This window comes from Bifidobacterium sp. W8103 (assembly GCF_016100775.1).
Taxonomy (GTDB): domain Bacteria; phylum Actinomycetota; class Actinomycetes; order Actinomycetales; family Bifidobacteriaceae; genus Bombiscardovia; species Bombiscardovia choladohabitans.
Genome location: NZ_JACFRV010000001.1, coordinates 1,437,744 through 1,453,237, shown reverse-complemented (window position 1 = coordinate 1,453,237; position 15,494 = coordinate 1,437,744). Strand labels below are relative to the sequence as shown.

Below are 15,494 nucleotides of genomic sequence, written 5' to 3'. Positions count from 1 at the left end.
TAAGACCTAAGAGGGACTGTTTGGCGGACCTACAGCTCCCCCTGTAGAGCGGTCGCTTAAAGCAGGCAGACCCCCAGCCAGCAGAACCCCGTCAGCAGATCCGTATAGCCCGACAGCGCGAACGCTCTACTGAAGCGGTTCCGACAGCTGGCCACTGTGGTGGTGATGGCCAGGGCCAGGACGGGCAGCAGGCAGAGCAGGCGGGGCCAGGCGTCCGCAAGGGAGCCGCCGGACAGGGACCATGACTCGACCACGCCCAGGATCACAGCCAGGGCATAGCAGGACCCCATCAGAATCAGTGTGCCTCTGGCTCCGATGAATGAAGACAGCGTGTACTTGCCGGCCAGAGGGTCCGCATCGATGTCCCGGTAGTTGTTGATCTCCAGGACGGGAATGCAGACAAGACCGCCGACCAGGGCGCCGATGAACCCGTGACGGTCGATGCCACCGGTCTCCAGGTACTGGGTGGCCAGCACGCCCACCAGCCCGAAGAAGATCATGATGCTCAGCTCGCCCATGGCCCTATAGCCGTAAGGATGCCTGCCTCCCGTGTAGAACCAGGCTCCCAGCAGACAGAAGATGCCGACCAGGATCATCCACCAGTGGCCAGTCACCCAACAGAGGATCAGACCGGATATGCAGGCCATAAGGATGTTGAGATAGGCAGACAGCAGGACCTTGCGAGGCTCCACGCCGCCGGCCACCCCTCTTCTGGGCAGATCAGGCACCGAGCCGTCAGCGCCGGCGCCCGAAAGGCTGCTCCGGCCCTCATCGGTACCCCTGATGCCGTCGAAGTAGTCATTGGCCAGATTGCAGGTGCTGTGGATGAACACAGCCGTCAGACAGCATAAGAGGGCTATGAGCCAGAAGCGCGCATCCGGCCCAAGCCTTTGGCTGAACAGCTGCCGCAGGGCCACCGCCGTACCGATCAGAACCGGCGTGGGCGAGCAGAGCAAGGCCGAGGGTCGCAGTGCGTCCTTGTATTCCTGAAGTGTGATGAACATGATTGCCTGATTATCCACCAAATCGCTCGAAAGTCGGACTGCTCTATTAGGAGAGTATCAGGATTTTCACAGCTGCAGGAGCAGGCCCGCCGACCAGCATAGGGCGGAGACCAGGGTACCCTTGCCTGCCATGCCGAAGGCCTTGGGCACCTGGCCACGGGCAAAGGCTCGACAGATCAGCAGAAAGACAGCGGCCACAGGCAGGAGGACCAGCACAAGAGGGAAGCCGGGCAGGCCACGCCTCATGACAGCCGGAACGAACTGGATCAGACCCAGAACCAGGCTCAGGATGTAGACCAGGTAAATGGAAATAGCCGCTGCGCGCGCCCCCACCAGAACCGCATATGTGTGCTTGCCGGATCGGCGGTCGTCATCCAGGTCCCGGTAATTGTTGAGCATGAGCAGGCCCACGGCATTGAGCCCGCAGACGCAGGCACCCAGGATGCCGGCGGTATCAACCCTATTAATGAGAAAATACTCGGTGCCCAGGGTGGCCACCAGACCGAAGAAGATGAATACGCTGACCTCGCCCAGCCCGTGGTAGCCATATGGATGCGGGCCGCCCACGTAACACCAGCCGGCGACCAGGCAGCAGACCCCGACCAGGATCATCCACCAGTGACCGGTCAATGCCATGACGGCCAGACCCATCAGACAGGTGAAGGCCGCCGAGATCATGGTGGCGTACAGCACTTTCCTGGGAGGCACGCCGGCGGCCACCAGACGTCTGGGCCTGCCGGAGGCGGCCTCCTCGCCTCCACGGCCGGAGTCGGTGCCGCGAACACCATCGGCGTAGTCGTTGGCGAAGTTGGCTGCGATCTGCATGGACAGGGCGAGCAGGACCAACAAGACCACGATCAGAGCCAGCCGTCCCGGCGTGGCAGCCTTCAGGGCGGGATCGACAGGCGTGGGCGAGCACGAGTTGGTGCACTGTTCCAGAAGCCGTGACCGCTCCAAGAGTGCAGCCGAAGCGCCTACGCAGACAGGTGCCACCGAGGCGGGCAGCGTCCGGGGACGCATACCATCCATCCACAGCCTGATATTCATGACCGTCCCTCCCCTGTTATCTCAGACCAGCGGCTTGACCAGCGGGAAGGTGATGGTCTCGCGGATGGATGCACCGGTAAGGGCGATCAGCAGACGATCGATACCCATGCCCATGCCCCCAGCCGGAGGCATGCCTACGCCCAGGGCCTCCAGGAAGTCCTCGTCAATGTCCATGGCTTCGACATCGCCACGGCTGGCCATCTTGGCCTGCTCGACAAACCGCTGCCGCTGGACCACCGGATCATTGAGTTCGGAGTAGCCCGTGGCCAACTCAAACCCGCGAACGTAAAGGTCCCACTTCTCGACCACACCCGGCTTGGTGCGGTGGGCCTTGACCAAGGGCGAGGTCTCGACCGGGAAATCACGCACGAAGGTCGGCTCATACAGCTTGTCCTGCCAGAAGTGCTCCCAGAGGTGCTCGACCAGCTTGCCATGGTTTTCGGCAGGCTCCTCCTCCAGGCCCAGTTTGTCAGCGATGGTCCGCAGATGGTCCACGCCGGTCTGCGGGGTTATCTCCTCGCCCAGGGACTCGGAAAGTGACTCATACATGCTGATCTGGCGCCAGTCCCCGCCGAAGTCGTACTGGCTGCCATCCTGCAGGGTCACCTTCAGCGATCCCGACGTGGCCAGTGCAGCCTTCTGGATCAGCTCCTTGGTCAGCTGCCCGATGGTGTCATAGGTGCCGTAGGCCTGATAGGCCTCCAGCATGGTGAACTCCGGAGCATGGGTGGCATCCACGCCCTCATTGCGGAAGTCGCGGTTGATCTCGAAGACCCGCTCAATGCCGCCGACCAGGCAGCGCTTGAGGAAGAGCTCAGGGGCGATGCGCAGGTAGAGGTCGATGTCGAAGGCGTTCATATGCGTGGTGAATGGCCGGGCCGCGGCGCCGCCATGCACGGTCTGGAGCATGGGGGTCTCGACCTCCATGAAGTCGTGGTCCTCGAAGGTACGCCTCAGGGAGGAGACGGCCTTGGAACGGCGGCGGACCATGGCCCGCACATCCTCATCGGCGATCATGGCCAGGTAGGGCTTGCGGGTGCGCTGTTCCTCGGTCAGTTCCTTGTGAAGGGCGGGCAGGGGCTGCAGGGCCTTGGCCGCGATGTTCCACTCGGTGGCGAAGACGGAGAGCTCGCCGGTCTTGGAGGCAACCACGCGGCCGCGCAGATAGAGGTGGTCGCCCAAGTCGACCAGCTGCTTGAACTGCTTCAGGGAATCAGTGCCAATCTCACGCTTGGAGATCATGCCCTGGATGCGGGTGCCGTCACCCGCCGCCAGCTGGACGAAGCAGAGGCCGCCGCCATTGCGCAGGAACAGGACCCTGCCGGCGATGCCAACCACGTCCTCGGTCTCCTGGCCTGGCTCAAGGCGGTCCTGATACTTGCGGCGCACATCCTCGATGCGATCCGTCACATCCAGATGGACCGGGTATGGTTCGATGCCCTCCTTGAGCATGAGCGCCCTTTTGGCCACACGCATGCGCACCTGTTCAGGATGGCCTTCAACGCCGTCAGTCAGGTTGCCGGGATCGATGGCGTCATCCAGCTGGGCGCCATGATCGATCTTCTCGGTAATGGCCATATCCTGATCAAGCAGCGCCTGAGCGCGTTCGACCGTCGTCAGGCGAGGGGTTTCTTCCGATGAGTCATTCATAAATCGCTATTTTACGCATGAGCCAGTACTTGGCCCGGGGTACCGCCGAGGGGCAAGCGGTTGAACGGTCGCGCCGCGCAGACGATGGCGTTTGGCCGACGGTACGTGTACTATATAGAACGTTGTCACGGGGTATAGCGCAGCTTGGTAGCGCGCTTCGTTCGGGACGAAGAGGCCGGGGGTTCAAATCCCCCTACCCCGACAGATGCAAGAAGAGGCCGGCAATTTCCGTCGGCCTCTTCTTCATTCCTTTGCTTCGTGTAATCACCAGGCTGCACGATGCAGTTCCTGACCCATGTCAGCTCATATCGGCCAAGGTGGGGAAGACCTGATGGTTGCCCACACGACTGACCTTGATGGCGGCCGCCTTGTTGGCAAAATTCACCGCCTTCAGAAAATCCCCATGCTGGGCATAGTTGACCGCAAGGGCGCCGGCAAACACATCACCGGCACAGACGGAGTCCAGTGCGTGGACCTTGACTGAGTCGATTTCGTAGATTTCCCCCTCATGCAAAACCACGCTCCCATCGGCACCCAGCTTGACGATGACGGTCTTCGGCCCCATGCCGGCTATGGCTTTGGCAGCCTTGACCGCCTCCACCTTGTCGGTCACATGAATACCGGTGATCCGCTCGGTTTCCTGCTGGTTGGGCGTGACACAATCAGCATAGGCGAGCGCCTCTGGGAAGAAACCGTCAGCCGGAGCGGGATCAAGGATGATGTACATACCCTTGCGTCTGCCGGCCTTCAAAGCAGCCAGAACGGACTCGCGACTGGTCTCCAGCTGCATAAGCAGAACCGGAGCCTCCATCTGATCCAAGGCTGTATCCACTTCTGCGGCCGTGATGGTGTCATTGGCGCCAAGCGTTCCCACCATGGTGTTCTCGGAGGTCTGATCGACCTGGACGATGAATGTTCCGGTCCCCTCATTGCCATTGCGCATGACGAACCGGGTATCGACTCCCCAATCGCTTAAATTGTCAAGCATCTGCTTGCCTGCGCCGTCCTCACCGACCGCGCCCAGCATGGCCACCTTGCCTCCCAACTTGGCTGCAGCCACGGCCTGATTCGAACCCTTCCCGCCCGGCAGCATGGTGATGCTCCTTGCTGTAGCCGTATCCCCGCGTCTGGGATAGCTGGTCACCAGGGCCTTGACATCCAGATTGATGCTGCCCAGTACTATGACGTCATAATGCATGATAATCTCCTCAAAATTGGTATGAATTTGCCGCTATCAGGCAAGGCTTCGCCTCACGCAGCGGCTCTCGGCCTTAACGTGTGATGTGTTTTACAACTGGTTTGGACTCAGTCGGCAAGCATGCTGATGCGCAATAATCGGCTCATCAGTAACCGATCGAGAACAAGGAACGGATGTCAGACCTCTTGCGGGCCCACCGCCTCCTTGAAGAGTTCGCGCGTGGCGCGGACATTCTCAGCCAGGCTGCGGCCTTCGCGGAATATGGCGCTGGTGCCTCCGATGAATCTGGTGGCTCCTCTGCGCACGCATTCAGGAATGGTCTGCCGGCCGATGTTCCCATCCACCTCAATGGGGATATTCATGCCTCTGTTGCGGATTCGATCGGCCAAATCACTGATTTTGCCGTACATGGGCTCGATGAATCGCTGCCCTGCGAAGCCGGGATTGACCGTCATCAGAATCACATAATCCGTGACGTCGTATACGTAGTCCAACACGTCCAGCGGCGTAGCCGGGCTGATGGCCACACCGGCCTTGAGACCTGCCTTATGGATTGCCGTCAGAGTCCCCTGCAGGTTTCTGGTGGACTCTGCATGAATGGCGATTCCGGAAGCCCCGGCCAGAGCGAACATGTCAATATAGCGTTCCGGCCGCTCCACCATCATGTGCAGATCCAGCGGCTTGTCGGTAATGGCCCGCACCTTGTGTACGAAGTCGGGACCAAGGGTGAAGTTCGGAACGAACGATCCGTCCATCACATCGATATGGTAGAAATCAACACCCGCCGCATCGAGCTCCCTGACATCACGTTCCAGATTGCCCAGATCGGCGCACATGAGCGATGGCCCTATTTCCAGCATTACATCTCCTATTTACGCGCCCCTTGTCTGTGAGCTGTCACGAATGACAAGGTGCGGTTCGATTGAACGTTTCTGCGGCTTCCCCTTGCTGGACACTGTGCTTTCGAACAAATCCATGATCTGCTCGCCTATGTCCTCGGGAAGCTGATTGACCGTGCTCAGACGCGGCACGGAATATCCAGCCAGTTCAATGTCGTCATAGCCAAAGACCCGCATATCCTGGGGTATCCGGATTCCCAGGTCGGTACAGGCTCTCATGGCTCCGATGGCCAGAATGTCATCAGAGCAGAAGATGCCATCCACGGACCCCGGGTGATCCTCCAGGAAACCCTTTGCTGCCTGGTATCCGCCGGCCAAGGAGAAGGAAGTCGTCAGTTTGGCAACCGGCTTGGCCCCTGCCTCGGTGATCGCCTTCAGGTACCCGGCATACCGATCCCCAGAGCTTTTTTCCTGCTCAGGTCCCGATATGAACATGAGATGACTGCAGGAACCCTGTCGGATCAGATATCTGGTGGCCTTGTACCCTCCCGCTCGATGGTCCACATATAAGGCCGAATACGGATGCGAGAAACATGCCCGGTCCATCGTGAGCGTGAAGATTCCCAGGTTGTTGAGCTTGGTCAGATCTTCTTCATCAACAAACAAGGAGCTGATGATGGCCCCGCGGACTCGGATGCCCTCCATAAACCGCAGATAATAATCGACCTTATCGCGTTCATCCCTGCTGTTGCATAGATATATATGGAGTCCCCGCCGGTCAGCGGCCTGTTCTATCCTCCCTGACAAATCAGCAAAGTAGGGATTGCCCAGGTCGGGAACCAAGAGAGCGACCAAATCCGATGACTGCTCGGACAGGGTCCTTGCCACGAAGTTCGGCTGATATCCAAGCTTTTTGACTATGGCGTTTACCTTGCTTATTGTCGCATCGCTGGCCCCTCCTTTCTTGTTGAGAATGCGCGACACGGTTGCTGTGGAAACACCGCTCAGCTCCGCAATATCCCTAATCGTCACCATCAGTCGATCCTTATATCTTTGCGATGGAGGGCCCTGCATGGGATGGATTCCCTGGGCCTAACCGGTTACTTCAGGTTAAACCGGAGACGTGATTTCAGCGAGGTTTCCAGGACTTCTATAGACCGGAGGCATCACCCCCGACTCCAGCTCCTTCCGGCTCGCCCGAGCGCTTGCCGACAGGAGGCAAAGAAGGTGATGAAGATTCCTCGGCTGCGGCGACTCCACTCTGTGCGGAATCCGAACCAGCCCCAGGGGCGGCATCGAGCTGGTCAACAGCAACCGAACCGACACTGATTCCTGCTGCCGCCTCCCTGCGAAGCCTCCTGATATACCAAGCGAAAAGTGCAATGTAAGCCAACAGAGCCAGCAGAGCCAGGCCGATGGTTTTCAGATCGAGTGTACGAACCGCATTGCCGATCAGCATGGCCAGCATCTTCTCCAGCGGATCTGAATCCACGGCCGAGAACATCTCGTTCTTGCCCAGCCCGGCGGGGAAGACTCCCATGGCCCTCGAAGTCTGGGTCAGGAAGGGCGAGATCAGGCTTGCGGCCCAAAGGAAGAGGGGAATCATGATGGTCCCTATCAGGGTCATCCTCACCACCTTGCCCCTGGCTCCTATGAGGAGCGAGGGCGCCAGTACGGTGAGGATGATCCCTCCGAGAGGCAATACCGAATTGCCTGGAAGGATCATGGCGATCAAGAGCAGAATGGGCGCCAGGATGTTGGCCACAGCCCAGAGCTCGGCCCGAGAGGCCAGGATGGGCCAATCAATGGCGATATACAGCTTGCGCCCCTTCATGCGACGCTCCATGAAAGAGGTGACCCCCTGGGATAGAGGACCGATAGCGGGAGCGAACCAGTCCCCTACGACTCCGAATAGCTCCAGGCAGACACCGGAAGAGAATGCCAGTGCGCAGATATGGGCGGCATCCTGGCGACCCAGAAGACCCACGAATACGCCCAAATATGCGCCTATGGCCCCCTTGCTTCCCAGGAATCCGATCTTCTTGTTCAGGGTCTCGGCGTCGAAGTCGAATCGATCGATGAAAGGCAGGACCTTGCTGATCAGACGGTCGAGGAGGACAACCACTGGAGTGACCAGCAGGGCAGGGTGTGCCGTGGTGGTGATGTTGTCCTGATCATAGCCAAGCAGATCATCAATGGTGGGCTTCATAGCATCAGCGTTGAAGAGCATCAAGGCGTAGATGAAGACCACGAAAACTGACATGAGGAAGAAGTTCCCGCCGGCGCTCCAGTTGATGAGAAGGCCGAGTATGGATACATTCCAAATGTTGAACAGATCGACATTCAGGGTGTTGGTGAGTTTCAAAGCCAGCATGACCAGGTTGGTCACGATGCAGATAAGAGCGAAATAGAGCGTGTACAACGAGCTCCAGGTGATGACGGCGATGGGTGCCCAGCCCAGATCCGTGACCGACAGCTGAAGGCCGGTATAACGCACGAAAGCCTTGAGAGCCGGGCTGAAGGTGTTGGTCAACAGCCCAATGACCGCACTCATGCCGGTCAGGGCCATGGCCATTCTCAAACCGCCTTCAAACGCCTTGGACAGTTTGACGCCGAAGGCCAGCGACAACAGGGTGATGATAAAGAACATCATGGCCGCGCCGCCCAGACCTATGAACCAATTGAAACCGTGGTCCAGGGCCTGCACAACTGAATCGAGATTCATGGTGCTGCAATACCTCCTTGTACGACAACGATTACGTAACCGGTTACTCAAAGTCTTATACCATTCGTCGCGATCGCGCAAGCAGCCGCTTGGCAAAAATGCCAATCACGACAGGCTCAGCACTTGATTTTTCATTGTCATTGCAGCGTTTTATGGATATTCAGAAAATCGCGACACCATTTGGACAAACCGTCGTTTCCGCCTTTGACGTCATTGCTTATCCCGCTAGATTACGAAACCGATTACTCTTTGTCCGTAGATAACGGATGTCGCTGACTGTGAGCAAGCCGACCCGGACCCGCAGTTCCCCGCAGAAGTTCAAGCCGTAGAATGTATATGAATAATAGACGCATCGTATGATCGCGTGCATCACGATTCCATCATTGATGACGAGCGGAGGCCACATGGACGAGGTCGGTTGGCAGGACAGCAAGCAGAAAGAGCCTCAACAGTCCTACATGCAACCGGACGGCAGCTTCGGCACCCAAGCCTTCCTGGACGGACTGGATGCCATCTTCAACGCCGGCAAGGCCCGTGATCAGGCCGAACCCTACCTGCAGCAGGCGCTGGTGGATGCGGAGAATGCGGGCGACGACGCCGGACTGCTGACCGTGCTGAACGAAACCATGGGCTTCTACCGGTCCCAGGGCCGCCACCGGGAGAATATGTGGATGATCCAGCGCGCCATCGAACTGGCCTCGCGCATGCGCATCGAGGGGTCCGAGGCCTGGACGACCACCCTGATCAATGCAGCCACAGGTCTGCGGGCGGCCAAGAAGTACGACCAGGCTGAAGACCTCTATCGGCAGGCGCTTGCCTCCACAGCCAAAACCCTTGGGCCCAAGGACCGGCGGCTGGCGGCCCTGCACAACAACCTGTCCATGCTCTACAGCGAAACCGACCGGCCCGACCAAGCCGAACAGGAGCTGCGCCAGGCCATGGACATCCTGGAGACTTCCAGTACTGATCCTTCCCGGGATCTGGATCTGGCCTCCACCCACACCAATCTTGCCCTCCTGCTCATGCAGCGCAAGGACAATCCGCAGGCTCTGCGAGAGGCCTGGGACCAGGCCCGCACAGCCCTGGACATCTATCGAACCGGCCACCTGGAAAATAGCGCACACTATGCCTCGGCCCTGGCTGGCTTTGCCCAGGTCTGCTACATGACCGGGCGCTTCGGCCAGTCGGCGGACACCTACCGAAGGGCCCTGGCCATCATCGAGGACCGGTACGGCAAGGGCAGCGACTATTACCAGATCACCAAGGCCAATCTGGACCAGGCCCAGGCCGCCGCCGAAGAAACCGGGGACAAGGACCAATCCAAGCAGGCCGACGAAGCAACATCCAGCCAGCCGAAAGCCAGCTCAGATCGGACTCCGGCCAGAAATCACAGCAGTGACAACGATCGGCATGGCTCCCATCCGGATATTCAGGGACTGGACCTGGCCAAGGCCTACTGGGAGCAGGTGGGCCGTCCCATGCTGGAGGAACGCTACCCCCGATATCGCGGCCGGATCGCCGTAGGCCTGATGGGCCATGGCTCGGACTGCTACGGCTTTGACGATGCCATCTCCCGGGACCACGATTTCGGCCCCGGCTTCTGCCTGTGGCTGACCAGCGAGGATTATCGGGCCATTGGCGACCAGCTGCAGAAGGACTACGAGGCCCTGCCCACCGAATTCATGGGGTTCGGCTCACGAACCGATAGCGTCAGAGCAAAGGGAGCCGACCGCCGCGTGGGTGTCTTCGAGATCGGCGCCTTCTTCGAATCCCTGACCGGCTACCGGCAGGCGCCCCCGGAAGATCACCCCCACGAGTGGCTGCTCCTGGACGAGGCCACGCTGGCGGCGGCCACCAATGGCAGGATCTTCGCGGATCCTCTGGGACAGATACTGGCCACCCGGCAGGGGTTCAAGGCCATGCCCGACGATGTGCGCTTCTGCCTGATCTCCCGCCGGCTGGGCATGATCGCCCAAGCAGGCCAGTACAACCTACCGCGGAGCCTGCAGCGTGGCGACGGGGCTGCAGCCATGCTGTCGATCACCGAATTCATCAAGGCCTGCGCCTCCCTGATCTTCCTGATCAACAATCCGCTGACCGTCGGGTATCTTCCCTATTACAAGTGGACCTTCGCGGCCCTTCGGCGACTGAGCGGAAGAATGGCCACCAGGCTGGCCGACCTGACCGAGCAGCTGGAGGACATCCTGCGCCTGGCATCTGCTGCCTGCTATGGGGGACAAGGCTTCGGCGAGGGCGGCAAGGGAGCCCGGCCGGCCGCCGAACGCGTCACCGAGCTTGTGGAGTCCATCTGCGCAAGAATCGTAGAAGAGCTGCAGGCGGAGGGCTTGACCAACAGCCCGGAAACCTTCCTGGAATGGCAGCGCCCCTATGTCGAGGCCCACATCTCCAGCGATGATCCGGTTCTGCACAGCATCTGAAAGGAGCCAAGGATGGCAAACGACGAGCAATGTCAGGATGAGGAATCCCTGCGCGAGCGGATCGTCCGCCACGAATGGGAGCAGTTCCAGCAGGTCAACAACGAGGGTGGTCCGGCCAACTGTCAGGGCAATTGGCCCATGTTCCACCAGATGCGTCTGAGCCAGTTCCTGACCTGGCCGCATCCCCTGCTGACCAGCTATGCGGACGACCTGGACCAGGCCGACAAAGCGGGGCGCAACCTGTTGACCGAGAAGTACGGGCGGATGATGGAGTCCACGGCCCCGGACCTGTATCACAGCAACATCGCCCCCTACCTGCCCAGGCTGGGCCTGGATCGCCAGGAGCAGCAGGAGCGCATCATCGACCGGCAGGTGGCCTGGGCCAAGGACTTCCGCGAGCGCTACCCCCGCCTGGGTCAGGAGATGCGGGTCCTGCGCACCAGCGAGGACACGCCGGAGGCCACCTCCTTTGAGACCTATCTGCGTGGCGAACTGGGCACCTATTCGGCACGGACGCTGGATCTTTACCAGTCCATGGTGGACCGGATCGAGGCACGAGGCGGCAACCTGACCGAGGAAACCATCCTGGCCACGGTGCAGATGAACGGCTTTGAGACCCTGGACGAGGCCGAACAGGCCCAGGACTGACACCCTGAACCACAATCATGAGGTCCATCTGACCAACCAGTCGGGCGGTCGGGTAGAGTTGACGGGTGCAAAAGCTGAAACGGGCGGGTTTCACCGCCGCCTCCTTTGTGGTCATCCTGCTGGTCATGCTCCTTTTGGGTCAAGCCATGACGCCGGACTGGCAGGTGGAACCCTACCGCGACCATCTGCAGGTCTCGACCCGGTCCACTGCCATCGCTTCGAGGCTGGGAACCACCACTCCTGAGGGCACCCACCCAGTCAGGGAACGGAAGATCAGCATCACTCTGGATGGCGGAGTCCATATTCAGGCCATCGTCAGGGAGCCAAGCGACCGAAAGGGCACTGGACCAGCCTGCCTGTTCATTCATGGTGCCGGAACCGGCAAATCCTCCGAAGTATACGGCGACCTGGCTTCTGCCATGGCCTCGGCCGGCATCACCACCCTGGTGCCCGACAAACGTTTGGACACCTATACCACCTTCCACCGTGACTATCAGGCCATGGCCGCCGACTACGGGCACTCCCTTGAACGTCTGCGCTCCTGGCCAGGTGTTGATCCGACCAAGGTTGGTCTTTATGCTGAGTCCGAGGGCACCTGGATATCGTCAATCATGACCGCCAAGGACCCCAGCATCGCCTTCTCCATCCTCACTTCGCCTCCCGTCTACCCGGGACGACAGCAGATGGCCATGGCGGCCACCAGCTACTTGGATCTGATTGGCGCACCCAAGGGAATCCGCAACGTGATACCCCGACTCATGGGCATGAATCTGTCCCTGCTGGGCCTGGAGTACGCCGACTTCCCCTCCCTGACCTATCTGGACCAGCTGCGGATGCCGGTCATGGTCAACTTCGGGACCATGGACGTCTCCATGCCGGTCGAGCAGGGTGCGCGCGAGATCATCAGCAGAACCCATGCAAGCGGCAACGACAACGTGACCCTGCGCTACTATCCCACCAACCATCAGATCCGCACCGGTAGTCGGCTGGCCAAGGCCGGGTTGCCCTTGGAACCCAGATACACCCATAATTTGGAAGACTGGATCAACGCCGTGGCACTGGGCACCCATGCCAACCAGTGGTCCACCCCCATGATTGCCGGCAGCCAGCCCCATCAGCTCAATCAAGTGCCCGAGCACACGAATACAGGGTTGATACCTTCGCTCACCGCCCTGCTGGCGCTAATGGCCTGTGGCCCCATCCTGCTGGCTGCCGCCCTGGTATCTGCCCTGATTGGAGCCTTAAGTTCACATCTGCGAGCTCAAGGCAATAACCACCGACGGTCAGGTTTCAGCAAAGGCCTGGCCGGACGGCTCTGGTCGCTAGGCCTGCTAGCCGCAGGACTTATGGCTGCCCTGCTGGCCTATGCCTTCACTGTGGTCCGCAAGGCGCTTGGCCTTATGCACCTGTCCTCGATGATGGCATCATGCTGGTCCCTGTTATCCGTCCTGTGCCTGATACTCATCCTGCTCCTGGCGAGCACCCTGACCTCTATCTTCAACCGAGCTGACGGCAAGCCGGCTGTCGCCGGGAGTGGCCACTGGCTGACCCTGACCCTGACCCTGCTGGGGTCTCTGGCCATCCTTGGCAGCCTGATCTTCTGGAATATCCTGGTCTTTTGAGATAGAGCGGGTGCGCCTTGCCGATGCCAGCCAGGCTAATACAGACGCGCCAATCAGCACTACGCCCAGGCCGGCAAAAATCAATGGAATAACCCGCTGCCAGGGTACGACTATGGTCAGATCCGTACCGTAACGCAGAAAGACCAATCCTAGAGCCAACATGGTCAGAGCCAAAAGTCCAACCAGGGCGCCAAAAATGATGGTAGGCAGGCTGGGCCCGCTAGGACGGACCGGCTCCGGCGGCTGCATCCGAACCTGGTATATCGGGGGTGGGGATTCAACCGGCATGGCCTTGGTGATGCGTTCCTGACGATCCATCGGCTGGTCTCCTTCTGGTTGCTGCGTATCAGTCATCTTCCTGGTCCTCCCCAAACTGCCATGGATTGTAGCTGTAATCCCAATAATCATTGATCAAGCCGCTGTAGAGCTGCGCCCGTTTTGGCTGGGTAGCACTCCCCCGGGCTTGCACGGTGACCCGTGCACCGGCCATGAGATTGGCTTCGACGATCAATTCGGGCTCGTCGGGCATATGCCACTGATCCTCCTTGGACGCTCGCAGGGCTTCCTCCCAATCGCGTCGTTCAGCTGATGACGACGTATTGCCCCACCACATCCAGTTTCCTTGTTCCGTCTCGGTTATCCAGTCAGCCGCCCCTGATCCCAAGACCCTGTAGAGGTCGGCGTGTTCCCTATAGGACAAGCTGCATCCCTTAGGTATGAGCAGGCGAACGTCAGCATAGGCCACAGCCAGGCGGACGGTGCCCGTCGGGCAGCCTGAGACTGTGCTCACCGCATCATCCATAATCTGAACACGATGGGTGCCGTGTTCCCGCTCATAACCAGTCAGGTCAATGACGGCACTTCCCTGATCCTGCGGGTCTCCGACCAGCGCGGTGCCGCGGCGATAACGCCTCATGTCCGCACTGTCCGCCCCCAACAAACGCCCGTGGTTATTGCCGTTAACCTGAACTGTGGCGTAGTCGGCCAAGACCCTGCGGTTCTGGGTTTGCTCAATGCCTGGTATGGCCGAACCGGTAGCCAGAATCAGGACAACCAGGCAGGCCATCAAGGCAATGGGGGTCAACCCTCCAGACCTGCGGCCCATCAAGCCCAGGATCAGTATGACCACGCCAAGTGCCAGCGTGACGCCTCCAGCCCAGATCAGAGCATAGGCCAAGGTCGCATTCAATCCGCGATAGGGGTTCGTGGCCATCCACCAGACCCCTGCTCCGGAGACCAGGATCAGTCCCGACAGAAGACTGACCAGCATAGGTCCGGCGGGACGACGCCTCAGCCGGGGCGGAACCGACGGACCCTGACGGGCTATTCCCGGCCCTGTCGAGAATGACCCGGCTGTGCCATAGCCCGGCCAGGCACTGAATCCATACGACTGATTCTTGTTCCCAGCAGGTTCTGCAGGGCCTTCTGCCCCCGTCCAACCTCCGGGAGCTGCACCAGCGCTGGGATTGCCCCCATCTTGCGTATTATTCGAATCGCTGCCGGCGTTTGCCGAATCCTCTGTCTCAGAGATGGGTCCAGGAGAGGCTACCTCCCCTTGTTGCTCCGAAGTTCCATACGAATCGGAATGCTCTGGCTGATCCTTGAGTCCTTCCGAGCTCGAATCACTTGCTGTCTGTGCATTGCTTCGCGTCCCTGTGTAATCCTGGTATCCCTCATACCCCGAAAAGCTAGGGTACTCAGGCTGATTCGAATACCGCTGCGAACCTGTGCCATTCGGCCGTTCCGAATACTGCGATCCCATCACCCACGGATCGCCCGAAACCGGCCTGCCGGCATCCGGCCCAGCCCAGTACCCTCTTTGATACTCCAGGGCCTTGTTGCGGCTCCACCGGATGAGCAGATACAGGATCAACGCACCCAAAGCCAGGGAAAAGATTCCGACTCCCAGGGAAAAGATTCCGACTCCAGGAATCAGGATTGCCAGCAGCCAGTAAATGATGATGCCCACCATGGAAGCGTGCCAAATCCCGTGAATCAGCTCCTGGGCGATAATGACCCCACGCCGGTCCGGCAAGACGAACCAGGCAAAACCGTAGAAGGCAGCACCGGTGCCGAAGAGAAAGACCGCCAAAATCATCAGCGCTCTGACCAGGGTCACGCTCCAGCCCAGCCGACGGGCCAAGGCTACGCAGACGCCGCCGATCCATCCCTGGTCGCGGATCAGATAGGACTCCCTGCAGGCGCGGAAGAACTTGTCGGACTTCCACCGCCAGCCGTTATCAGGGCCATTGCCGTTCATGTCGCTACTCATGTCTTCATTACAACACCCAGCGAGCGCAAATCTTATGGGGGAACACCCTGA

The 15,494-nt window shown here is 59.9% G+C and carries 12 protein-coding genes and 1 tRNA gene; 5 read left to right on the top strand and 8 right to left on the bottom strand.

All coding sequences use genetic code 11. From position 1 onward, the window contains the following. Window positions 1-56: 56 nt before the first annotated feature. The 3 genes from menA (H3U90_RS05595) to lysS form a co-directional block, all read right to left on the bottom strand. Complete coding sequence (gene menA / locus H3U90_RS05595) at window positions 57-1,004, bottom strand: 1,4-dihydroxy-2-naphthoate octaprenyltransferase (RefSeq protein WP_198177359.1); 948 nt, start codon at window positions 1,002-1,004, stop codon at window positions 57-59. Window positions 1,005-1,070: 66 nt separating this feature from the next. Continuing rightward, complete coding sequence (gene menA, locus H3U90_RS05590; protein WP_198177358.1) at window positions 1,071-2,051, bottom strand: 1,4-dihydroxy-2-naphthoate octaprenyltransferase; 981 nt, start codon at window positions 2,049-2,051, stop codon at window positions 1,071-1,073. 21 nt (window positions 2,052-2,072) lie between these two features. Further along, a complete protein-coding gene (gene lysS / locus H3U90_RS05585; protein ID WP_198177357.1) occupies window positions 2,073-3,701 on the bottom strand; it encodes a lysine--tRNA ligase in 1,629 nt (542 codons plus the stop codon). A 128-nt stretch (window positions 3,702-3,829) separates the two neighbouring features. On the opposite strand from lysS, the gene H3U90_RS05580 reads away from it, so the two are divergent. Continuing rightward, window positions 3,830-3,903, top strand: a tRNA-Pro gene (locus H3U90_RS05580). A gap of 96 nt (window positions 3,904-3,999) precedes the next feature. On the opposite strand, the gene H3U90_RS05575 is transcribed toward H3U90_RS05580, so the two are convergent. The 4 genes from H3U90_RS05575 to H3U90_RS05560 form a co-directional block, all read right to left on the bottom strand. Further along, window positions 4,000-4,899: a ribokinase gene (locus H3U90_RS05575; protein ID WP_198177356.1), complete on the bottom strand. Its 900-nt coding sequence runs from the start codon at window positions 4,897-4,899 to the stop codon at window positions 4,000-4,002. A gap of 176 nt (window positions 4,900-5,075) precedes the next feature. Continuing rightward, the gene (rpe, locus tag H3U90_RS05570; protein ID WP_045935676.1) at window positions 5,076-5,759 is read right to left on the bottom strand and encodes a ribulose-phosphate 3-epimerase; all 684 of its coding nucleotides are present in this window, start codon (window positions 5,757-5,759) and stop codon (window positions 5,076-5,078) included. 12 nt (window positions 5,760-5,771) lie between these two features. Continuing rightward, the gene (locus H3U90_RS05565) at window positions 5,772-6,773 is read right to left on the bottom strand and encodes a LacI family DNA-binding transcriptional regulator (RefSeq protein ID WP_198177355.1); all 1,002 of its coding nucleotides are present in this window, start codon (window positions 6,771-6,773) and stop codon (window positions 5,772-5,774) included. 115 nt (window positions 6,774-6,888) lie between these two features. Continuing rightward, window positions 6,889-8,463: a PTS transporter subunit IIC gene (locus H3U90_RS05560; RefSeq protein ID WP_198177354.1), complete on the bottom strand. Its 1,575-nt coding sequence runs from the start codon at window positions 8,461-8,463 to the stop codon at window positions 6,889-6,891. Between the two features lie 17 nt (window positions 8,464-8,480). Here H3U90_RS05560 and H3U90_RS05555 point away from each other — a divergent pair, with 17 nt between their 5' ends. The 4 genes from H3U90_RS05555 (at window position 8,481) to H3U90_RS05540 (ending at window position 13,171) form a co-directional block, all read left to right on the top strand. Beyond that, complete coding sequence (locus tag H3U90_RS05555) at window positions 8,481-8,726, top strand: hypothetical protein (RefSeq protein WP_198177353.1); 246 nt, start codon at window positions 8,481-8,483, stop codon at window positions 8,724-8,726. 141 nt (window positions 8,727-8,867) lie between these two features. After that, on the top strand, window positions 8,868-10,901 hold the full coding sequence (locus H3U90_RS05550) for a DUF4037 domain-containing protein (RefSeq protein ID WP_198177625.1): 2,034 nt from the start codon (window positions 8,868-8,870) through the stop codon (window positions 10,899-10,901). Window positions 10,902-10,913: 12 nt separating this feature from the next. Continuing rightward, on the top strand, window positions 10,914-11,549 hold the full coding sequence (locus H3U90_RS05545) for a DUF4125 family protein (protein ID WP_198177352.1): 636 nt from the start codon (window positions 10,914-10,916) through the stop codon (window positions 11,547-11,549). 65 nt (window positions 11,550-11,614) lie between these two features. After that, window positions 11,615-13,171 carry an alpha/beta hydrolase family protein gene (locus H3U90_RS05540; protein ID WP_198177351.1) on the top strand — a complete coding sequence of 519 codons (1,557 nt, stop codon included), beginning with the start codon at window positions 11,615-11,617 and terminating at the stop codon, window positions 13,169-13,171. A gap of 346 nt (window positions 13,172-13,517) precedes the next feature. On the opposite strand, the gene H3U90_RS05535 is transcribed toward H3U90_RS05540, so the two are convergent. Next, on the bottom strand, window positions 13,518-15,443 hold the full coding sequence (locus H3U90_RS05535) for a PspC domain-containing protein (RefSeq protein WP_198177350.1): 1,926 nt from the start codon (window positions 15,441-15,443) through the stop codon (window positions 13,518-13,520). Window positions 15,444-15,494: the final 51 nt, after the last annotated feature.

Bases quoted from the DNA above. Each gene is read 5' to 3' on its own strand.
- H3U90_RS05560 (WP_198177354.1), bottom strand. From the start codon at position 8,463: ATGAATCTCGATTCAGTTGTGCAGGCCCTGGACCACGGTTTCAATTGG.
- H3U90_RS05575 (WP_198177356.1), bottom strand. From the start codon at position 4,899: ATGCATTATGACGTCATAGTACTGGGCAGCATCAATCTGGATGTCAAG.
- lysS (WP_198177357.1), bottom strand. From the start codon at position 3,701: ATGAATGACTCATCGGAAGAAACCCCTCGCCTGACGACGGTCGAACGC.
- H3U90_RS05565 (WP_198177355.1), bottom strand. From the start codon at position 6,773: ATGGTGACGATTAGGGATATTGCGGAGCTGAGCGGTGTTTCCACAGCA.
- rpe (WP_045935676.1), bottom strand. From the start codon at position 5,759: ATGCTGGAAATAGGGCCATCGCTCATGTGCGCCGATCTGGGCAATCTG.
- menA (WP_198177358.1), bottom strand. From the start codon at position 2,051: ATGAATATCAGGCTGTGGATGGATGGTATGCGTCCCCGGACGCTGCCC.
- H3U90_RS05545 (WP_198177352.1), top strand. From the start codon at position 10,914: ATGGCAAACGACGAGCAATGTCAGGATGAGGAATCCCTGCGCGAGCGG.
- H3U90_RS05550 (WP_198177625.1), top strand. From the start codon at position 8,868: ATGGACGAGGTCGGTTGGCAGGACAGCAAGCAGAAAGAGCCTCAACAG.
- menA (WP_198177359.1), bottom strand. From the start codon at position 1,004: ATGTTCATCACACTTCAGGAATACAAGGACGCACTGCGACCCTCGGCC.
- H3U90_RS05535 (WP_198177350.1), bottom strand. From the start codon at position 15,443: ATGAGTAGCGACATGAACGGCAATGGCCCTGATAACGGCTGGCGGTGG.